Below are 17625 nucleotides of genomic sequence, written 5' to 3' on the forward strand. Positions count from 1 at the left end.
TTAGTTTTGTCCTTTATTGAATTTTTTCAGTATTTCCTTGTGAACAAGGGGGGGAACCATTCCTGTGATGTCAGCTCCAAAAGCAGCAGCTTCTTTTATTCCTGATGAGCTTGTAAATATCCATCTTAAACCGGTCATAAAAAAAACTGTTTCTATATTTCTGTCAAGCCGTCTGTTCATCATTGCCATCTGAAATTCGTTTTCAAAGTCAGATAAGGCTCTCATTCCCCGAATAACAGCATGGATATTGTTTCTTTTTGCATAATCAATGAGAAGTCCATTGTAACTGTCAACCTCAACTCTTTCAAAATCTTTTAAGGATTTTTTTATAAGCTCTATTCTTTCTTCCACTGAAAAAAGTGATTTTTTTGCTGGATTGTACATTACGGTTACAATAACTTTGTCAAAAATTTTGATAGATCTTTCTATTATGTCAATATGACCGTTGGTGATGGGATCAAAAGAGCCCGGATAAATAGCTGAAATTGGCATTTATAAAAATATCCCCTTTGGAAATTATGATAAGAGTTATTTGAAAAACAAATACAATTTTTCTATATCATGGAGTTTAAAAAACTTACAAGGCTTTTGCCGTATTTTCTTGTGTCAATTAATTTAAAAATAGAAGGGTCAGGAGTTTCTTTTTTTGAATGTTCAACAATTATAGTGGTTTTTTCATTAATAAACCTGGCTGATTTTAAATTTTTAAGGGTTTGGTTTACCAAGCCTTTTGAATATGGAGGGTCAAGAAAAACAAGATCAAAGTTTTTATCTGAAAATAAGGTGTTAATATCTTCAGGCAGATTTTTTTTTAAGATTTTAGAGCTTTTTTCAAGGTCAAAGTTTTTAATATTAAACTTCAAGCACTCAAGGGGGTCTTTGTTGTTTTCAACAAAAATACAAAAGCCTGCTCCCCTGCTTAAAGCCTCTATTCCAAAGGAACCGCTTCCTGAGTAAAGATCAAGAATAAGTGAATTGTTTATTTTGTCCTTAAGAATATTAAAAATACTTTCCCTTGTGATTCCAGATGTGGGTCTTGTGTCCAATCCTTTTGGAGTTTTTAATTTTCTTCCTTTTAAAATTCCGGTGTTTATTTTCAATTTTAATCTTTCACTATTTTTTCAATTTCTTCTTTTGTCAGCCCTGTTTCTTTTGCTGTTTTTTCAATATCGTTTTCAAATTCTTCAAACTTTTGTTTTATGAATATTTTTTCAAATTCTTTCATTGCTAAATTGTAGTTGTTTGTTTTTATAAGATTTTCAGTTGTTTTCAATCTTGGAGTTTTGTCTGTTAAATATGAAAATTCCATGGGAAGATCTTCAGGTTCAATATTTCCTTTGTCTATCATCAAGGTGATACTGTTGATAAAGTTTTTAAGTTCCCTTACATTTCCGGGCCAGTCATGGTTTTCAAGGATTTCAAATGTTTTTTGACTCAGCTCTTTTTTTTCTGTGTTATAAGCAAAAGAAGCTTCTTTAAGAAAATGTTCGGCAATAATTTTTATATCCTCTTTTCTTTCTCTAAGAGGAGGTAAGTTAATATTTACAACATTAAGCCTGTAAAAAAGGTCTTTTCTAAAATCTTCTTTTTCAAGATGAACGCTTGTGCTGGAAATTATTCTTGTATTTATCTTTATTTCTCTGGATTCTCCAAGTCTTGTAATTTCTTTTGTTTCTATAAACTCAAGGAGCTGCTCCTGGGTTTTAAGGTCAAGAGCATTGATTTCATCAAGGTAAAGAGTGCTTGAATCTGCCAGCTCAAGCTTTCCTTTCACTCTTGGGGAATCAGGGGATAAAAAGCCTTTGGAGCAGCCAAAAAGAGTTTTTTCAGCCGATTCTTTTGGAAGGCAGGCACAATTAATAGTGACCATTTCAAACTCAGATCGTTTACTTAAAAAATGAATATTTCTTGCAGCAAGTTTTTTGCCTGTTCCGTTTTCCCCGTAAACAAGGATGTTTTCATCTGACATTGCAGCCTGAAAAAGTTTTCCTTTAAGTTCATTAATTACTTCTGAGTTCCCTGTGAAAGAATTTTTATCAAGGTTCTTTTTTTTAAGATACCTGTTTTCCTCTTCAAGTCTTTGGTATTCCAGGGCATTTTTTATGGCTACCAGGGTTTTGTCTATGGCCAGAGGTTTTTCTATAAAATCATAGGCTCCCAGCTTGGTTGCATACACAGCATTGTCAATATTACCGTAACTTGAAATAATAATAACAGGAATAGAGTTGTTTATTTTTTTTATTTCCTGCAAAGTTTCTATTCCGTTTATTCCAGGCAGGTAAATATCAAGAAGAACAAGATCTGGCTCTTCTTTTTCTATTTGTTTCAATGCTTCATATCCGTTTTGAGCAGATGAAACAACAAACCCTTCGTCTCTAAGCATTTCTGTTAAAAGTTTCAAGATTGCTTTTTCATCATCAACCACAAGAATATGGGGACTCATATCAATTTCCTTTATTTATACATGAGTTGAGCGTTTCTTTTTATACAGGAAGCTCCACAATAAAGCATGCTCCTCCTGTTTCACTCCCATCAAGGGTTATGGTTCCTTCATGGGAGCTTATTATTGAGTTTACAATTGTAAGACCAAGTCCTGTACCTGATTTTTTAGTGGAAAAATAGGGTTCAAAAAGTCTTGTACTTTTGTCTTTGTTAATTCCAGGCCCTGAATCGGAAAATTTTATGCTTAGAAGTTTTTTGCTTTTTTTAAGATGAGTTTCAATATTTAATACTCCTTTGCCGTTCATGGCAGCAGCGGCATTTTCCACAAGGTTGATTACTGCCTGACTTATTTGGCGTTTGTCCATAAAAATTTTAGGCAGTTTTTCAGGAAGTTTTATATTAAATTCTATTTCAGGGTATTTTTCTCTGTAAAGGGGAATTGTTGAGCTTAAAACATCATTAAAGTCAGCCAAGGTTTTTTGGGGTGATGGAAATTTTGCATAGGAGGCAAATTCATTTACAAGATTTCTCATAATTTCAACATGGTCAATTATTGTTTTTGTGCAGTCTTGAAAAATTGTGTCCTGACGAAGTTCAGGAAATTTTCTTTGAAGCCTTTGTGCTGCAAGGGAAATAGGTGTAAGAGGGTTTTTGACCTCATGGGCAATCTGTCTTGCAATTTCACGCCAGGCGGCCATTCTCTGGGCTTTTTCAAGCTCTGTTACATCTTCTGAAACAGTAACTATACCTATGTTTTTTCCTATTTCATCATGAAGAGAGGAAAATCTGAGTAAAAGATTTCTTTTGTCATTTTCAATTGGAAGCTGGACAGGAATTTCCTCTTCAATTATTCTTTTGTCTGATTTAATATATCTTTTTGCAAGTTCACAATATTTTTTGGGAAGAACATCCTCGTAATATTTGCCTATTATAAGGGAATAGTCAGTTTTAAAAATATTTCCAAAAGCCATATTTGCAGCTGTTATTGTTCCGTTAGAGTCAATTGCTATCACCCCTGTGGAAATATTTCTCAATATGGTTTCAATATATCTTGTCCTGCTTGCAAATTTTTCATTTTGCCTTTGAACAGTTGTTTTTGCAGTTTTAAGCTCGGTTGTCATTTCATTGAAAGAATTTACCAGGGTTCCTATTTCATCGTCTGTTTTGGATTTAAGTTTAAGATCAAGATTTCCCCTGGAAATTATTCTTGTGGCATTTACAAGATCCATTATTGGATCAGTTATTGTTTTGGAAAAATAAAAGGCAAACCAGATGGCTGAAAAAAGCACAAGAAAGCTCACCATAAAAAGAGCTATAATATAAGTTGTCTGAACTGAGCTTTTCATAAGCTTTATTTGCTGATATTCTTCATAGCCTTCAGAGATTTTGTCAAAGTTTATTAAAATTCTTGGCTCCGCTTTAATCCCTGTGGAAATATAAAGGTCATTTGTTTTAATTATGGTCTTAATTATTTTTATATTTCCGCTGTCAATTGTAATGGTTATAGGAAATTTTTCAATATTTTGAATTCTGGTTTCAGCTATTTGAGCTTCAGGGCCAAGACTTTGTTTCATGGCAAAATAAAGTCTTTCCCCTGATTTTGAATATACCTCAACAAAATCATAAAGAGATGGCTCTATTAACGCCTGAAGTTCTTTTTGTTTAGAATTTTTAAAATTGCTTAGGTTTTGTTCTATAAAGTATGAGTGGTTTTTTTCCAGGTATTTATAATATTCATGGCCTGCATCAATGGAGTTTTTAAGAGCTTGCTCTACAGGAGCATTAAACCAGTATTCAATACTTGAATTTATAAAGTTTACAGAAGATATGAAAAGCAGGGCATTGGGAATTAGAGTAATCAAAATAAATGCCATTAAAAGCCTTGTTTTGATTTTTGATCCTGGAATCTCTGTTTTTCTTTCATAGTAGAGTTTTATCAGGTTCCTAAGAACAAGAAAAATAAGAAGGAGAAGTAAAATCAGATTCAAGTTCATTATAAAAAAGACTAAAGCGGCATTGAGTTGAAAGCCTGAGTCATTTTTAAGAAACTTGATCTCAAAGAAGGCAAGAATTCCAAGAATTGCCACAATGACAATTATGAGTTTAAGCTCTTTTTTTTTCTGGTCTTTTTCCATTTTCAGATTTCTATGTTCTGGTTTGCCCAATCAGTTTTAAAATCCCAGGCAGATAAAAAGAAAAACACCTTGTGCATATAAAAAGGTAAAATAACTTCCTGAAGTCTTGCCCTTGCATAAACCAGGTGGTTTCCTTTTGATTTTAGGGGAAGTTCAACTTCAAAGTCTGTTATTGTTGTCATTTCAGATTTTACCCTTGTTTTTGAATTTATCACATAGGGTTCCTCGGAAATATAGGGTTTTATAATGAAAAATGTTTTTGTAAGACTGCTGTATTTGATTTTGTGAATTATCTCTTTTTTATATATTGTTTTGTTAGGAAAAAATCTTCTTTGTTTTTCAACTTTAATATCAAAGGAAAAGGTAACAGGGGTTCCACTTTGAATTAAGTTTGTAATGCTTTTTGAAAATGCATTTTCCGTTGAAAATGATATAAAAATTTTATTTTCTTTTTTGTTTACAATAAAGTTTGTTATTTTTGTTTCCTGGGCAGACAAAGAAACTGAAAAAAAAGAAAAAACAATAAGAAAAAGTATAAAAATATTAAATTTTTTAAAATTTAAGCTCATAATATTTTAATCCGAGTTGGAGGGGAAAAAAAGACTTTTTATCCATCCAAGAGTTGTGTTACCCAATAAAAGATCCTTTTGAAGAATGTCAAACCCTTCAATAAGTTTGCCCGGGTTTGAGTACCAGTCCCCTCTTGTGATTATTTTTTTGTCGGGATCAAGCTCTTTGATTATTCTGGCAGGATTTCCTCCTGCTATTGTGTTTTCAGGTATGTCAGAAACCACAACCGAGCCTGCTCCGATAATTGCATTTTTGCCTATGGTTACTCCTTTGCATACAATAACACTGTCTCCAAGCCACACATTGTCTCCTATTGAAACAGGCCTGGTTTTTCCTATGGACTTGCTTCTGTCGTATATTTCATGCCAATCAGCATCTGTAATATATACTCCGCTTGCAAGCATGCAATTGTTTCCTATGGACACTGAAGTTGCAGAAGAAATTCTTACACCCGGGCAGACAAGGACATAATCGCCAAGTTCAATCCCTTTGGTGTCTGGAAGATCTGTCCATACTGTGAGTCTGATTTTTTTATCGGGAGCTGCTATGAAGTTAACGTATTTTCCCCCTTTTATAGGTGAACCGAAAAGTTCAATATGCCATGGCTTTATTGCATAAGATCCTTTGCCTATACTTTCAAAACCAGGTTTTACAAATTGCCTGAAATATTTATCCTGGATGTTCTCATGGAGTTTTTTCATCCAGTAGGGTCTTCTGTCTTTTCTCAATTAGAACTCGCTTTTAAAACTTTATATTTTAATTTAAGTGAAGTAAATTGTTTAAAATTTTCAATAGTTTAATTTAAATACCGCCAGGTGCTTTTTTGTTCCCAGAAAGCATGGGAAAAAAGATTTGAGGCAGGAGTTAAATCATAAAGGGCATCAGCTGCCATTATTGCCACTCCATTTGTCCATGTGTATTTTTCTTCGGGCCAGATAACCATATCTGGAAATGTAAATCCGCACCAAAATGATCCATCGTCTTCAAATCGTCTGTCAAGAATCCAGTTGAAAACAATTTCAGCTTTTCTTTTCTTTCCCATTGAGTTAAGGGCAAGAACAAGTTCGCAGGTTTCAGCCATTGTAATCCATGGGTTTTCTGAAACGCACCTGACTCCCATTCCTTCAACAATGAATTTTTTCCAGTATTTTTCCAGTCTTTTTTCGCATTCGTTTTTTGTCAGGGCCCCGCATAAAATTGGATAAAACCAGTCCATTGAATATCTTGATTTTGTAACATCAAAAACATGGCGTCTTTTTCTCAGTGCATTTTCAAGCTTAATTGCTGCAGTTTTCCAATGAGGATAATCAAACCCCAGTTTTTCTCCAAGGTAAATTCCACATTTAAGGCTGGTGTAAATTGAGCTTGATCCTGTAAGAAGGCACATTTTGTCTATATTTCCTTTAGGGCTTTTTGCCCAGTAGATTTCCCCTCCTTCTGCCTGGAGTGAAATTACAAAATTAAGTCCTTTTTCTACAGTAGGCCAGATATAGCGTGTAAAATCCAAATCTTTTGTAATTATAAGGTATTGAAGCAGTCCCACTGCAATATAAGAAGACATATTTGTATCTTTTGTCATGTCTTCAGGTGAGCCGTTCATATATGATGCATAAAAACTCCCGTCGGAATTCTGGGTCTTTTTAAGCCATTCAAAACCTTTTTTAGACTCTTGGAAATAGCCGCAGATATTAAGTCCCATTATTGCTTCCACCATATCCCAGGAGTCTGTTTTCTCTCCTATAGCCCAGGGTATTTCACCAGTGCCTTTTTGGGCATTGATTATGCTTTTAGCACAATCTTCAATTATTGTTGTTAAAGGTGAATTTGTTATTGCCGCCTTGTCCTGTGATTTTATATTCAAATCTAAATCTCCGGAAAATTTAATTTTATTGTACAAAGTTTAACAGCCCAAACCAATATATTTAATTTAATCAGATAAATTAACAATTTGCTCTCCATCATAAAATAACCATTATAAAATACAATGCAGAACAAATTTTTTTATCAGATAAGCTGTATAATTACAATAATTATTAGGGGATTATCTATCAAAGGAGCTGCTCAAATCTTGAGGGTTGTTGAAACAAATTTGAATTAAGTTAAAATTTAAGGATTGATAAGTTGACTTTTTATAAGACATCAATTAATCAATAAGTCTTGATATCTCGGGTGGGGTTTTAGTTTTGATCAATTAAGATTACTTTACTGCCCGGCTGTACTTAATTTTCAGGAAGGATTATGGGACAAATTAAAGTTTTTGAAAATATAGCAAATGTAAATGCCTGGTCAACAAATTGTAAAAAAGATGGTTTCAGTGTTGGATTAGTACCCACAATGGGGTTTTTACATGAAGGCCATCTTTCACTTATTGACAGGGCAAAAGAAAAATGTACCAGGGTAGTTGTAAGTGTTTTTGTAAATCCTGCCCAGTTTGGTGAGGGTGAAGATTTTGAAAGTTATCCCAGAAATTTTGACAAAGATTTTGAGCTGGCTTCCAAAAGAGGGGCTGATGCTGTTTTTTTTCCATCAGCTAAGGAAATTTATCCTGAGAATTATCAAACCTATGTGGATCTTGAAAAACTCCCTGATCATTTATGCGGTAAATCAAGGGTTGGTCATTTTAAAGGAGTTGCAACCGTTGTTTCAAAGCTTTTTAATATTGTTCAGCCTGATTTTGCTTTTTTCGGAGAAAAGGATTTTCAGCAGCTGGCAATTATAAAGCAGATGGTAAAAGATCTTAATTTTCCTGTAACAATTGAAGGGGTTCCTATTGTAAGGGAAAGCAGCGGACTTGCACTGAGTTCAAGAAATAGTTATTTGTCGGAAGAAGAGCGTAAAAACGCAATTCTTTTATATAAAAGCATTCTTGAAGCAGAAAAAATAATCAAGGCCGGAGAAAAAAAATCTTCAAAAGTTATAGAGGTTATCAAGGGTGTTATTGGTCAGTATGAAAAATCAAAAATTGATTATATAAATATCTGCGATCCTGAAACCCTTGAAGATTTAGAGTTTATAGATAGGAAAGTTGTTCTTGCAATGGCTGTTTTTATTGGGAAAACAAGGCTTATAGACAACAAGGTAATAATTCCCTGATCAAAAGGGAAACAAAATCATAGAATCGGGAGGTAACATGGCCAAAGAAAGTGTGTTGTTTACTTCAGAATCTGTTACTGAAGGTCATCCTGACAAGGTGGCTGATGCAATTTCAGATTCAATTTTAGACGCCATTATTGAACAGGATAAAAAAGCAAGGGTAGCTTGTGAAACTCTTGTAACCACGGGTCTTGCTTTTATTGCGGGTGAAATTTCAACTGAATGTTATGTTGATATTCCTCAGATAGTAAGAAATACAATCAGGGAAATAGGTTATAATTCTTCAGATATGGGTTTTGACTGGCAGACATGCTCTGTACTTACAAGCATTGATCATCAGTCTCCTGATATTGCAGCCGGAGTTAATGAAGGTGAAGGTCTTTTCAAAGAGCAGGGTGCCGGAGATCAGGGGTTGATGTTTGGGTTTGCCTCAAGTGAAACTCCTGAGCTTATGCCAATGCCTATAGTGATGGCACATAAGCTTACAAAAAGACTTGCAGACGTTAGAAAAAACAAGATAGTGGATATATTCAGACCCGATGGCAAGGCACAGGTTACAATTGAATATGAAAATTGTGTTCCAAAAAGAATAGATGCAGTTGTTGTTTCAACTCAGCACACAGAAGATTCAACCTATGATCAGGTAAAAGAAGCAGTGATGGAAGAAGTTATCAAAAAAATTATTCCAGCTGAAATGCTTGATTCAAATACCAGATATTATATAAATCCCACAGGCAAATTTGTTGTGGGAGGCCCCATGGGAGACTGCGGACTTACAGGAAGAAAAATAATCGTTGATACCTATGGAGGTCAGGGAAGTCACGGAGGAGGATGTTTTTCAGGAAAAGATCCTTCCAAGGTGGATAGAAGTGCATCGTACATGGGAAGATATATTGCAAAAAACATTGTTGCTTCAGGCCTGGCAACAAAGTGCGAGGTTCAGCTTGCTTATGCAATAGGCTATTCTGACCCGCTTTCTGTTCTTGTTGATACCTTTGGTACAGGAAAGGTTTCAAATTCTGAATTATCTTCTGCAATAAGAGAAATTTTCAGCCTTACTCCATCTGGAATTATTAAAGAACTTGACCTTTTAAGACCGATTTATAAAAAAACAGCAGCATACGGTCATTTTGGAAGGGAAGATGAAGACTTTATTTGGGAAAAAACAGATAAAGCCAAAATTCTTTTAGAAAAGCTTGGTTAAAAACAAATCTCCCTGGTCATTATAAAATGACCGGGGAAGTTTTTTTTCAATTTTTATTTTGTCAGAATAATAATATCTGACAATTTCTTTGTATGTATATCCTTTTTCAGCCATTTTTTTTGCTCCCCATTGGCTCATTCCTATTCCATGTCCAAAACCTTTTCCTCTTAATTCTATTCCGTTGCTAAGGCTGGTGATTTGAAAAAGAGTGCTTTTTACTGTATAATATCCTGTCTTTTCCCTGAATTTCTCTCCATTAAAAGAAACTTTACCTTTATTTGTTTTTAAAGTGATTTCAGAAACTCTTCCAGAGGGAGTTGTTTGGGAGATATAAACTTTGTTAATCTTGGTGGGACTGCTGAACAATAAATTGGAAAGCTGATCATAAGAAAAAAAAGCCTTCCATTCATTGGCAGGACTGAAATTATCAGTTTTTTGTTTTAAATATGAAAAGTTCTTTTTCCAAAAATATACAGGATCTTCTGTAAAACCTCCGCTGTTTGAATGAAAAGCAGCTAGAACTGGTTTTTCATTAAGCAAAATAAACTCTGAATCTGTTAGTTCTACAGCTTGGGAGGATTTTTCACATATGTTTTCAATCCCTTTGTAAACTTGTGATAAAATTCCTGATTCAAGATGATAGCTGTTTTTTTGGTTTTGTTTAATCATGAAAAGAGCATAGGTTCTTGAGGCTACAGCCTGAGCTTTGAGGGCTTCATCATGCCAGGAGCCGGGCATTTCTGAGGGTACAACAGATTTTAAATAGGACCCAAGTTCCAAAATATTTATTATTTCAATTTTTCCATTTTTTTGATTAAGAATTAATTTACCTTTGTATCTTTTGCTTTTAAAATTTATAGGAATGTCCTCTGAAGAAATAATTGTATTGTTTTTTAAAGTGTCGATCCCGTTTATTTTAATTGTATTTTCAGGGGAAAGGGAGGCAGATATTTTTTTTGAATTCAGGGGAACTAAATCTATATAAAAAAAGGTTTCAGATGAAAAAGAGCATTGTTTCAGGTTGCCTAAAAGGACTCTTACAGGAATTTTATCTGTTTTAAATGAGTTTTTTGAAACTTCAAGAAGCTCCATTGCTTTTTTTACTCTTATATGGCCGGGGAATTTGGAAACAAAGTTTTCAAGATAATCAAAGCTTTTTTTAAAATTTTGGGTTTCTGCTTCAATTGCTGCAAGGGAAAACATGGCATCTCCTGCAGCTTCGGTTTCAGGGAAAGATTTTAAAATATTTTCCAAGGCAGCTTTTGATTTGTGAATATCTGCGTCTTTTTTCCATAGGATCATTGAGTATAAAAAAAGAGCATTGGCCTGTTTTTCCTTGTGAAAGTGGTTGTTTGCAGTTATCGAAAGGTATTTTTCCCTTGCTTTTACCACCTCATTTTCAAGGATATATTTTCTGGCGTCTTCCATGGATTGAATATATAATGGTTGAGAAAAAATCCCAGTTGAAATAAGTATAAAATACAAGAAAATAAAAACTACTTTTAAACTCAAAATTATTTTAGTCGACATAATGAAATATTTATTTTCCCTTTCAAGTAAAATAGGACGAAGTTTTTTAAATTACCTGGACTATATTTTTTCTTTATCCGGATTACTATACTGTATTTTAAAAATATTTGTAAAAGGAAATTATTCAGGAAAGAAGCTTGTACGGCTTGGAATAATTGAGCAGATTTATTTTACCGCTGTCCAGGCCTTAAGAATCATTATTCCCATAGCCCTTGTAATTGGGACTGCTTTTTTTCTTCAGTTTTCAAAAATTGCAGATCAATATGATTTGGGTAAGCTTGCCGCTGTTATTCTTTTAAGGGAGTTAGGACCTATGATTGCTGCTGTGGTGGTTATTTTAAGATCTGCCACAGCTGTTACAACCGAAATTGGATATATGAATGTTCAAGGCGAAATGGATGCTATCCAGATGGCCGGGGTTGATCCTTTAGCACTTATCTGCCTTCCAAGGCTTATTGGAATTACAACCGCAATTTTATGCCTTTTTATAGTTTTCAGCCTTGTATCAGTTCTTGGGGGTTTTGCTTCTGCCTGGATACTTTCAGATATTTCACTTCATAGATTTCTTTTAACCATTGGAAAATCAATTTCATTTTCAGATGTATTTGCTGTTTTATTTAAAGCCATGGGTTTTGGAGTTATAATAAGCATTATTTGTCTTTACAGGGGGTTTGAAGCAAAGAACTCAATAACAGAAGTCCCTGTACGGACAGCAAAGGCAGCTGTTGAATGTTTTTTTTATTGTTTGATTTTCAATGTTCTTATTTCTGTTATATTTATGCTAAGAGGTTAAAAAATGGAACAGAAAAAAACAATAATAGAATATAAAGACTGTATTATTTCAAATAAAAACCTGACTCTTCCAAGATTTACAATGAGTTTTGAAGAAAGTGAACTTGTTGAAATAAAGTCTTTAGGCGATGAAATATCTTCTCTTTTTATAAGAGGGATTTCAACCCTTGCTCCCTTGGAGGGGAAAATTTTTTTCAATGGAAATTCCTACGATCCAATGGATCAAGAAAAAATTTTGAAACTAAAAAGAAATCTTGCTTATTTAGGGCCTTTATGTGCTCTTTTAAGCAATCGTAGCCTTTTAGAAAATATTTTATTGTTTAGATTATGGGAAGAAGATTTAAGAAAAATAAACCCTGATAAAAACTTTATCGCTGATTGTGAAAAGGCAGGAATTTCGGGTTTTCTTTATAAAAGACCTGAGAAGACTACAGAGGAAATAAAATGCGGAGCATTTCTTGTAAGGGAGTTTTTAAAAAATCCCAAAATTGTTTTTATGGAAAGGCCCTATCTTTTCACAAGGGGAAGGCTTGACAGATTTTTACTTGAAAAGCTTGAAAAAGTTTCACAGACAAAAGTACCTATTGTTTATTTTTCAAATTCCGGATTTGTTCCTTCTTTAAAGGTTACCCATAAAATAATAATTGAAAAAGAAAAAATTGAAAAAATTAAGGTGAGTAATGGATCTGATGTTTAAAGACAAAGATAAGATTGTAGGTTTTTTTATTCTGATGATAAGCACTTTGCTTTTACTTTCTCTAGTTCTAATAGGAAGGGGAAAAGGGCTTTTTAAAAACTATATTGAATACCATGCTATTTTTGAAGAAACTTACAACCTTAAGGAAGGGGCTCCTGTAAAGCTTTTCAATGCAGAAATAGGAAAAGTTAAAGATGTAAAACTTGTTGATGATGATGTAAGGGTTCAAATTCTTATTGTTGATGAATATTCAAACCGGGTAAGAGAGTCTTCTTATGTTACAGTTACCAGTCCTACTTTTATAGGTTCTGAATATATAGCCTTGACAAGTCAGGATAAAAGCTCCGAGCTTATTCCAGAAGGAGGGCAGATACCTTCAATAGAAAAAACTTCATTTTCAGATCTTATGGACGAGTTTCAAGTTGAGAAAACTGCCAAAAAATTTGTTGAGACAGTTTATGATCTGTCTGAGATGGCCAAGAAATTAAATTCAGATCAAGGGCCTGTTTTTTCTATTTTGTCTGATATTGAAACAATTGTTCATGATATAGAAAGCGGCAAAGGAAACCTAGGTGAAATTCTAAGAACTTCTAAAATAACAGATCAATTGGAAGCTAGGCTTGTGCAGATTGAAAAAATACTTGGAGATGTAAAAATTGCTGTTTCTAAAACTCCCTATACAATGGATCTTGTAAATGAAAATCTTGAAAGGGTGGGTAAAATAGGAAAAAATATTGAATTGAGTTCTGAAAATATCAATCTTATGGTTAATGAACTCAGGGTTAAGCTCAATGAAATTAGTACAATAATTTCAAATATAGAAAAAGGAAGTGAAACTGTTCCTGCTATTACTGCAACAGCTCTAAATGGTCTTCAGGAAGTAAGAGAGGGAGTAAGAAAAATAGACAATACAATAGAAGCCCTCCAAAAAACCTTCATAATTAGAAATAAACTGCCTGAAAGACAAGAACCTGAACAATATAAGTTAGATTTAAGGCCTTGATTATCAGGATGAATTGATAATTTAAAAAGGTTTTAAAAACTCCATAATTTTCTTAAAGCAGATTTCCGATTTTTTTGAAGGGGTAATTGTTGAAAAAATTATTTCTGGGATCTGCTTTTTTTTTACCTGCTCAATGGAAAATTTGAAATTCAAGTCAAAAACCCAGCTCATTTGGGAAAGTTTAAGATCGGTCAGAGATTTTACTGCTGTTATTGAAGCAGGTTTGTGATTTAAAATATCTGAAATAATTTTTGGAGAAATCTCACCTGAATCTTCAAAATTCATTGAAATTATTTTTGAGTTTTTATTGGTTCCAAGGTAATTTTGGCAAACAACCCTGTATATATCAAGTTTATCAGCATCCCTTAAAATTTTTAGGAAAAAAGATTTTATATGTTTTTTTGATTGTTTAAATTCAGGCATCTTTTTTTTGTTATGGAAAAAAAGAGAGCTTAAAAACACGTCTCTTTTTTCCTTCTCAATTTTAAAAACAAGATTTGTTCTTATTGCTTCCAGTACAGATTTTTTTCCATGATCACAGGAGATAAGATCATTAAATGTTTTAAATTCTGCAAATTGGGGGAATCTTCCCATATCATGAAAAAGTCCTATTAATTCACAAAACTTAAGCTCTTCGCTTGTCAGACAAAGTTTTTCCCCAATTTTTACTGCTTCAACAGCAACATTTTTACAATGAATTTCCTTAAGGTGGAAAGCTTCATAAAATTGAGGAAATCTGGTTTTAAATTCAAGTGAATAGTTTGTAAAAAATTTTATATAGTCCATAAATTTACTCTTGTTCTTTGTTGATCTTTTTTTATTTCAAGCTTATCTATAGTACATATTTCAAGTAAATCCAAATATACTTAAGCTTGAATTCATTGATTTTCAAGGTGACTGACTTTTGGGAAGGACTGGAAGTGTTATGAATGTGATTATCAGAACAAATTGACAGATAATATTGCTTTTTTTAAAGAAGTAAGATAAATTTTTACTTATCCAAAAATATCTAATGGGCTTAATATGCTTAAAAAATTTCTTTTTGTCTTTATACTGGTTGTTTTCACATCATGTGTTTTTTCTGATAAAAGGTCGGAAGACATCCTAAGGTTTGATTATACCTTTGAAGAGTTAAGGGATAGTGCCCTTCTTCCATCTTGGTTTTTAAACCCTTCGCCTGGAAAACTAGTAGGATCTATTGGAATGGCAAGAACTGTTTCTGTTGGAGGCGATCCTGAGTATTATTCAAGAAAATATGCCTTAGACGGGATCCTTGATTATTATGGTGTAAAAGTGGACAATGATAATCAAAACTATAAAGATATTTTAAGTGGAGAAAAAAACACTGCAATTTTAGGCGGTCGAAGTTTTTCCATTCCAAACACTTTAAAATCAAGAGATTATATAATAACAAGGGCTGTTTCAGGAACTTCCGGGAGCTTTCAAAAAGATTCTTTAAGCCATAACTTTTCCCCCTATGATTGTAAACCCGGCTGGATTTGTTCGCCGGGCTCAGGGGAGTTGGGAGGAGTTCTTGGAGTAAGCTATCGTGCAACCTCTCCCCAGCGTCAGTATGAACTTGCCATAGAAAATGGTCTTCTTTTGCTTAAATATTCTTATGGTGTCGATGTTTCAGGAACCGAGGAAATAAGAAGGATCAGGAGCGGAACAGGGGTTTTAAGGCTTAGGAAGAATGCCTTAAGTGTTAAGATGATTGATAATAAAGATAGAATAAGACTTTATGTAAAAGAAATCAGGTATTTAGGGGAAACAATCTACCTTCGGCTGGTATCTCCGGATCTTCCAGCTTTTGAGGAAGATAATTCCTGGATATATGGAGATTTGAAAGGCGGTTCCATAGGTCAAAGCGGGAGAACAGCATCAAATCTTCTTTCATATCAGATTTACAATGCAGTTGATAAAGCAGTTATGAGTATGGCAAAAAACAAGGAACTTGGGATTGAGGTAGTAGAAACATTAGCCAAGACTTCAAACTCATCTTTTTTTGATCAATTGATAAAAAGCGATGTTGATACAAGGGTTTTTCCTTCTTTGAGAGGGTTTTATCTTGATCGAAATGACAGGGTTATGGTGTGGCTTATGCCAAACAGCTTATAATTTTAGTTTTGTGCTTTGAGCTTAAATAAAGCGGTAAAGGATCGAAAACAAAAGCTCTTTTTGCCCAGTTCATTTAAAAATTTAAGTTTTGGAACTTAATCTGGAATGGTCAAAAAAGGCAAGTTTTATTCATTAATAAATTAATTAATTTAAGGAGGATTTCTCATGATTAAAAAGCTGATTGTTTGTTCCCTTGTTTTGTTTGCAGGAGCATTTTTTCTTTCAAGCTGCGGTGGAAAAAAAGTTGAAAAAGCTGGTATAAACCTTCCGGATTGGGTTATTAATCCAACAATTGAAGGCGGAATAGCTTCCACTGAATGTGTTGTCTATACAGGCGACATAAGTCTTGACAAAGCTGAAGCCACTGCACTTGGGCGAGCTGATATTGCTAAGCAGATAGACATTAAAGTTAAGGCAATGGATAAAACTTACCAGAGCAAAGTCAGAACAAAAGATGGTGTATCAGCTGGCGGAGTTTTTGAAAGTGTTTCAAAGCAGATTGCTCAGCAGCAGCTTAAAGGTGCAAGAGCAATTAAAATGGACCTTATTGAAATTGATGGTAAAAAACAATGGTGTGTAATGGTTGCTCTTGATCCAACTCTTACAGAAAGACTTTTTAAAGAAATAGTAAAAGAAAGTGCTGTAAATCTTGATCCTCAGGATGAAAGCGTTCTTTATCAGGAATTCAAGGCTTATAAAGCAGGCCAGGAACTTGATGCAGAAATAGATAAATTGTAAGATTCTTTATATTATTTCCCGGCAGAATTTTGCCGGGATTTTATATTAATACAAAATCCAGAGGGCACTCCAATGAGAAAAACATTGATAATCAGCCTTTTTTTTATATTTTTAACTCCGGTTTTAATTCCTGCCCAGACAAGCTTTGACGACTTCAAAAAAATTCAGAAATCAGAATACAAAGGCTATAAAGATACAATTACTGAAGATTTTGAAAGTTATAAAAAAGAGCTGAAAGAATCCTTTTTAGATTACAAGAAAAAAGCATCTCAAGTCTGGGGTCAAAAAAATGCTGTAATGCCTGATAAAAAAATATGGGTACAATACAGAGATAATATGAAAGAACGAAATATTGTTGATTTTGAATCAGGGAAGGCCATAGTTGAAATTGCAGCTGAACCAGATGATGCAAAAGATAAAAAAAAGCTTCTTGAAAAGGTGACAAAAGCTATTGAAAAAGCTGTAACTTCAAAGCCTGATGAAAGGTCAATAATTGAAATAGCCAAAAATCCCGGAGCTGTTGAAGAAGATCCTAAAAAAGATGCTGTTTTAAAGGATCAGATAAAGAATAAAAAAGGGGAAATTGTTACAGAAAAAAATGCAGGGGAATTTGCAAAAGAACTTGTAAAAGATAAAAAAGTCAAAGTGAAAAATCTCAAAGGAGATGATGGAAAATCAAGACTTGTGGTAAGTGTGGATTTTCCTCTTGTTCCAGATCACCTTAAGAAAAGAGTTGATAAGTACAAGGCTCTTGTATTTAAGGAATCAAAAAGACGCTCCATTGAATCCAAACTTGTTTTTGCTTTAATGGAAACAGAAAGTGCTTTTAATCCCACAGCTAAATCTCCAGTTCCTGCCTTTGGGCTGATGCAGCTTGTTCCTGTAAGCGGAGGAAGGGATGCCTATAAATTTGTTCATGGAAAAGATCAGGCTCCAACTGATCGGTTTTTATACCAGCCTCCAAATAATGTTGAGCTTGGAACAGCTTATCTTTATATTTTGTATTACAGGTATCTGGCTCAAATAAAAGATCAGGAATCCAGACTTTGGTGTGCAATAGCTTCATACAACACAGGAGTTGGTAATCTCTTAAATACTTTTGCAGGTAAGTATTCCAGAAATAAATTCAAAAACAGAAGTGAATGGAGAAATAAAGGTTTTGGGAAAATAAATACAATGAATTCTGAAGAAGTTTTTAATTACCTTAAAAAGAATCTTCCATACGAGGAAACAAGAAATTATGTGGTAAAAGTAAGGGAAAGAATGCCTAAATACAGTTCCAATTAATGATTTTAGGGAGAGG

General features: G+C 33.7%; 17 protein-coding genes. 8 read left to right on the forward strand and 9 right to left on the reverse strand.

Annotated features, from left to right (window positions below):
- The 7 genes from coaD to RBR53_04915 all read right to left on the reverse strand — a co-directional run bounded on the left by coaD (nucleotide 1) and on the right by RBR53_04915 (nucleotide 7008).
- Nucleotides 1–492, reverse strand: coding sequence for a pantetheine-phosphate adenylyltransferase (gene coaD / locus RBR53_04885; protein MDY0131986.1), 492 nt, complete (start codon nucleotides 490–492; stop codon nucleotides 1–3).
- Nucleotides 493–554: 62 nt separating this feature from the next.
- A complete protein-coding gene (gene rsmD / locus RBR53_04890; GenBank protein MDY0131987.1) occupies nucleotides 555–1100 on the reverse strand; it encodes a 16S rRNA (guanine(966)-N(2))-methyltransferase RsmD in 546 nt (181 codons plus the stop codon).
- Nucleotides 1101–1102: 2 nt separating this feature from the next.
- Entirely contained in the window at nucleotides 1103–2443 is a 1341-nt protein-coding gene (locus tag RBR53_04895; protein MDY0131988.1) for a sigma-54 dependent transcriptional regulator, read from the reverse strand.
- 40 nt (nucleotides 2444–2483) lie between these two features.
- A complete protein-coding gene (locus RBR53_04900) occupies nucleotides 2484–4577 on the reverse strand; it encodes an ATP-binding protein (protein ID MDY0131989.1) in 2094 nt (697 codons plus the stop codon).
- A gap of 2 nt (nucleotides 4578–4579) precedes the next feature.
- Nucleotides 4580–5146 carry a DUF4390 domain-containing protein gene (locus tag RBR53_04905; protein ID MDY0131990.1) on the reverse strand — a complete coding sequence of 189 codons (567 nt, stop codon included), beginning with the start codon at nucleotides 5144–5146 and terminating at the stop codon, nucleotides 4580–4582.
- Nucleotides 5147–5152: 6 nt separating this feature from the next.
- Nucleotides 5153–5875 carry an acyltransferase gene (locus tag RBR53_04910; GenBank protein ID MDY0131991.1) on the reverse strand — a complete coding sequence of 241 codons (723 nt, stop codon included), beginning with the start codon at nucleotides 5873–5875 and terminating at the stop codon, nucleotides 5153–5155.
- 68 nt (nucleotides 5876–5943) lie between these two features.
- Nucleotides 5944–7008, reverse strand: coding sequence for a phenyltransferase domain-containing protein (locus RBR53_04915; GenBank protein ID MDY0131992.1), 1065 nt, complete (start codon nucleotides 7006–7008; stop codon nucleotides 5944–5946).
- Nucleotides 7009–7385: 377 nt separating this feature from the next.
- On the opposite strand from RBR53_04915, the gene panC reads away from it, so the two are divergent.
- Both panC and metK read left to right on the forward strand, forming a co-directional pair.
- The gene (panC, locus tag RBR53_04920; protein MDY0131993.1) at nucleotides 7386–8240 is read left to right on the forward strand and encodes a pantoate--beta-alanine ligase; all 855 of its coding nucleotides are present in this window, start codon (nucleotides 7386–7388) and stop codon (nucleotides 8238–8240) included.
- 37 nt (nucleotides 8241–8277) lie between these two features.
- Complete coding sequence (gene metK, locus RBR53_04925) at nucleotides 8278–9444, forward strand: methionine adenosyltransferase (GenBank protein ID MDY0131994.1); 1167 nt, start codon at nucleotides 8278–8280, stop codon at nucleotides 9442–9444.
- Here metK and RBR53_04930 read toward each other — a convergent pair.
- Nucleotides 9427–10974 carry a SpoIID/LytB domain-containing protein gene (locus RBR53_04930; GenBank protein ID MDY0131995.1) on the reverse strand — a complete coding sequence of 516 codons (1548 nt, stop codon included), beginning with the start codon at nucleotides 10972–10974 and terminating at the stop codon, nucleotides 9427–9429. The genes metK and RBR53_04930 overlap by 18 nt on opposite strands.
- Before the next feature lies 1 nt (nucleotide 10975).
- On the opposite strand from RBR53_04930, the gene RBR53_04935 reads away from it, so the two are divergent.
- Genes RBR53_04935 through RBR53_04945 form a run of 3 tightly spaced genes read left to right on the forward strand, consistent with a single transcriptional unit; the run spans nucleotide 10976 to nucleotide 13466 of the window.
- Nucleotides 10976–11767, forward strand: a complete 792-nt coding sequence (locus tag RBR53_04935) for an ABC transporter permease (GenBank protein MDY0131996.1) — start codon at nucleotides 10976–10978, stop codon at nucleotides 11765–11767.
- A 3-nt stretch (nucleotides 11768–11770) separates the two neighbouring features.
- Nucleotides 11771–12463, forward strand: a complete 693-nt coding sequence (locus tag RBR53_04940) for a hypothetical protein (protein ID MDY0131997.1) — start codon at nucleotides 11771–11773, stop codon at nucleotides 12461–12463.
- Nucleotides 12447–13466 (forward strand): MlaD family protein, encoded by a 1020-nt coding sequence (locus RBR53_04945; protein ID MDY0131998.1) that lies wholly within the window; start codon nucleotides 12447–12449, stop codon nucleotides 13464–13466. The genes RBR53_04940 and RBR53_04945 overlap by 17 nt, the downstream gene beginning before the upstream one ends.
- Nucleotides 13467–13487: 21 nt before the next feature.
- Here RBR53_04945 and RBR53_04950 read toward each other — a convergent pair whose 3' ends face one another.
- Nucleotides 13488–14252: an HD domain-containing protein gene (locus tag RBR53_04950; protein ID MDY0131999.1), complete on the reverse strand. Its 765-nt coding sequence runs from the start codon at nucleotides 14250–14252 to the stop codon at nucleotides 13488–13490.
- A 237-nt stretch (nucleotides 14253–14489) separates the two neighbouring features.
- Between RBR53_04950 and RBR53_04955 the strand changes: the two genes are divergently transcribed.
- From RBR53_04955 to RBR53_04965, 3 genes are all read left to right on the forward strand, one after another.
- On the forward strand, nucleotides 14490–15584 hold the full coding sequence (locus RBR53_04955) for a hypothetical protein (protein MDY0132000.1): 1095 nt from the start codon (nucleotides 14490–14492) through the stop codon (nucleotides 15582–15584).
- Between the two features lie 165 nt (nucleotides 15585–15749).
- Nucleotides 15750–16322, forward strand: a complete 573-nt coding sequence (locus tag RBR53_04960) for a hypothetical protein (GenBank protein MDY0132001.1) — start codon at nucleotides 15750–15752, stop codon at nucleotides 16320–16322.
- 72 nt (nucleotides 16323–16394) lie between these two features.
- The gene (locus RBR53_04965) at nucleotides 16395–17609 is read left to right on the forward strand and encodes a murein transglycosylase domain-containing protein (GenBank protein MDY0132002.1); all 1215 of its coding nucleotides are present in this window, start codon (nucleotides 16395–16397) and stop codon (nucleotides 17607–17609) included.
- Nucleotides 17610–17625 lie beyond the last annotated feature (16 nt).

This window comes from Desulforegulaceae bacterium (genome assembly GCA_034006035.1).
Classification (GTDB): Bacteria; Desulfobacterota; Desulfobacteria; order Desulfobacterales; family JACKCP01; genus JACKCP01.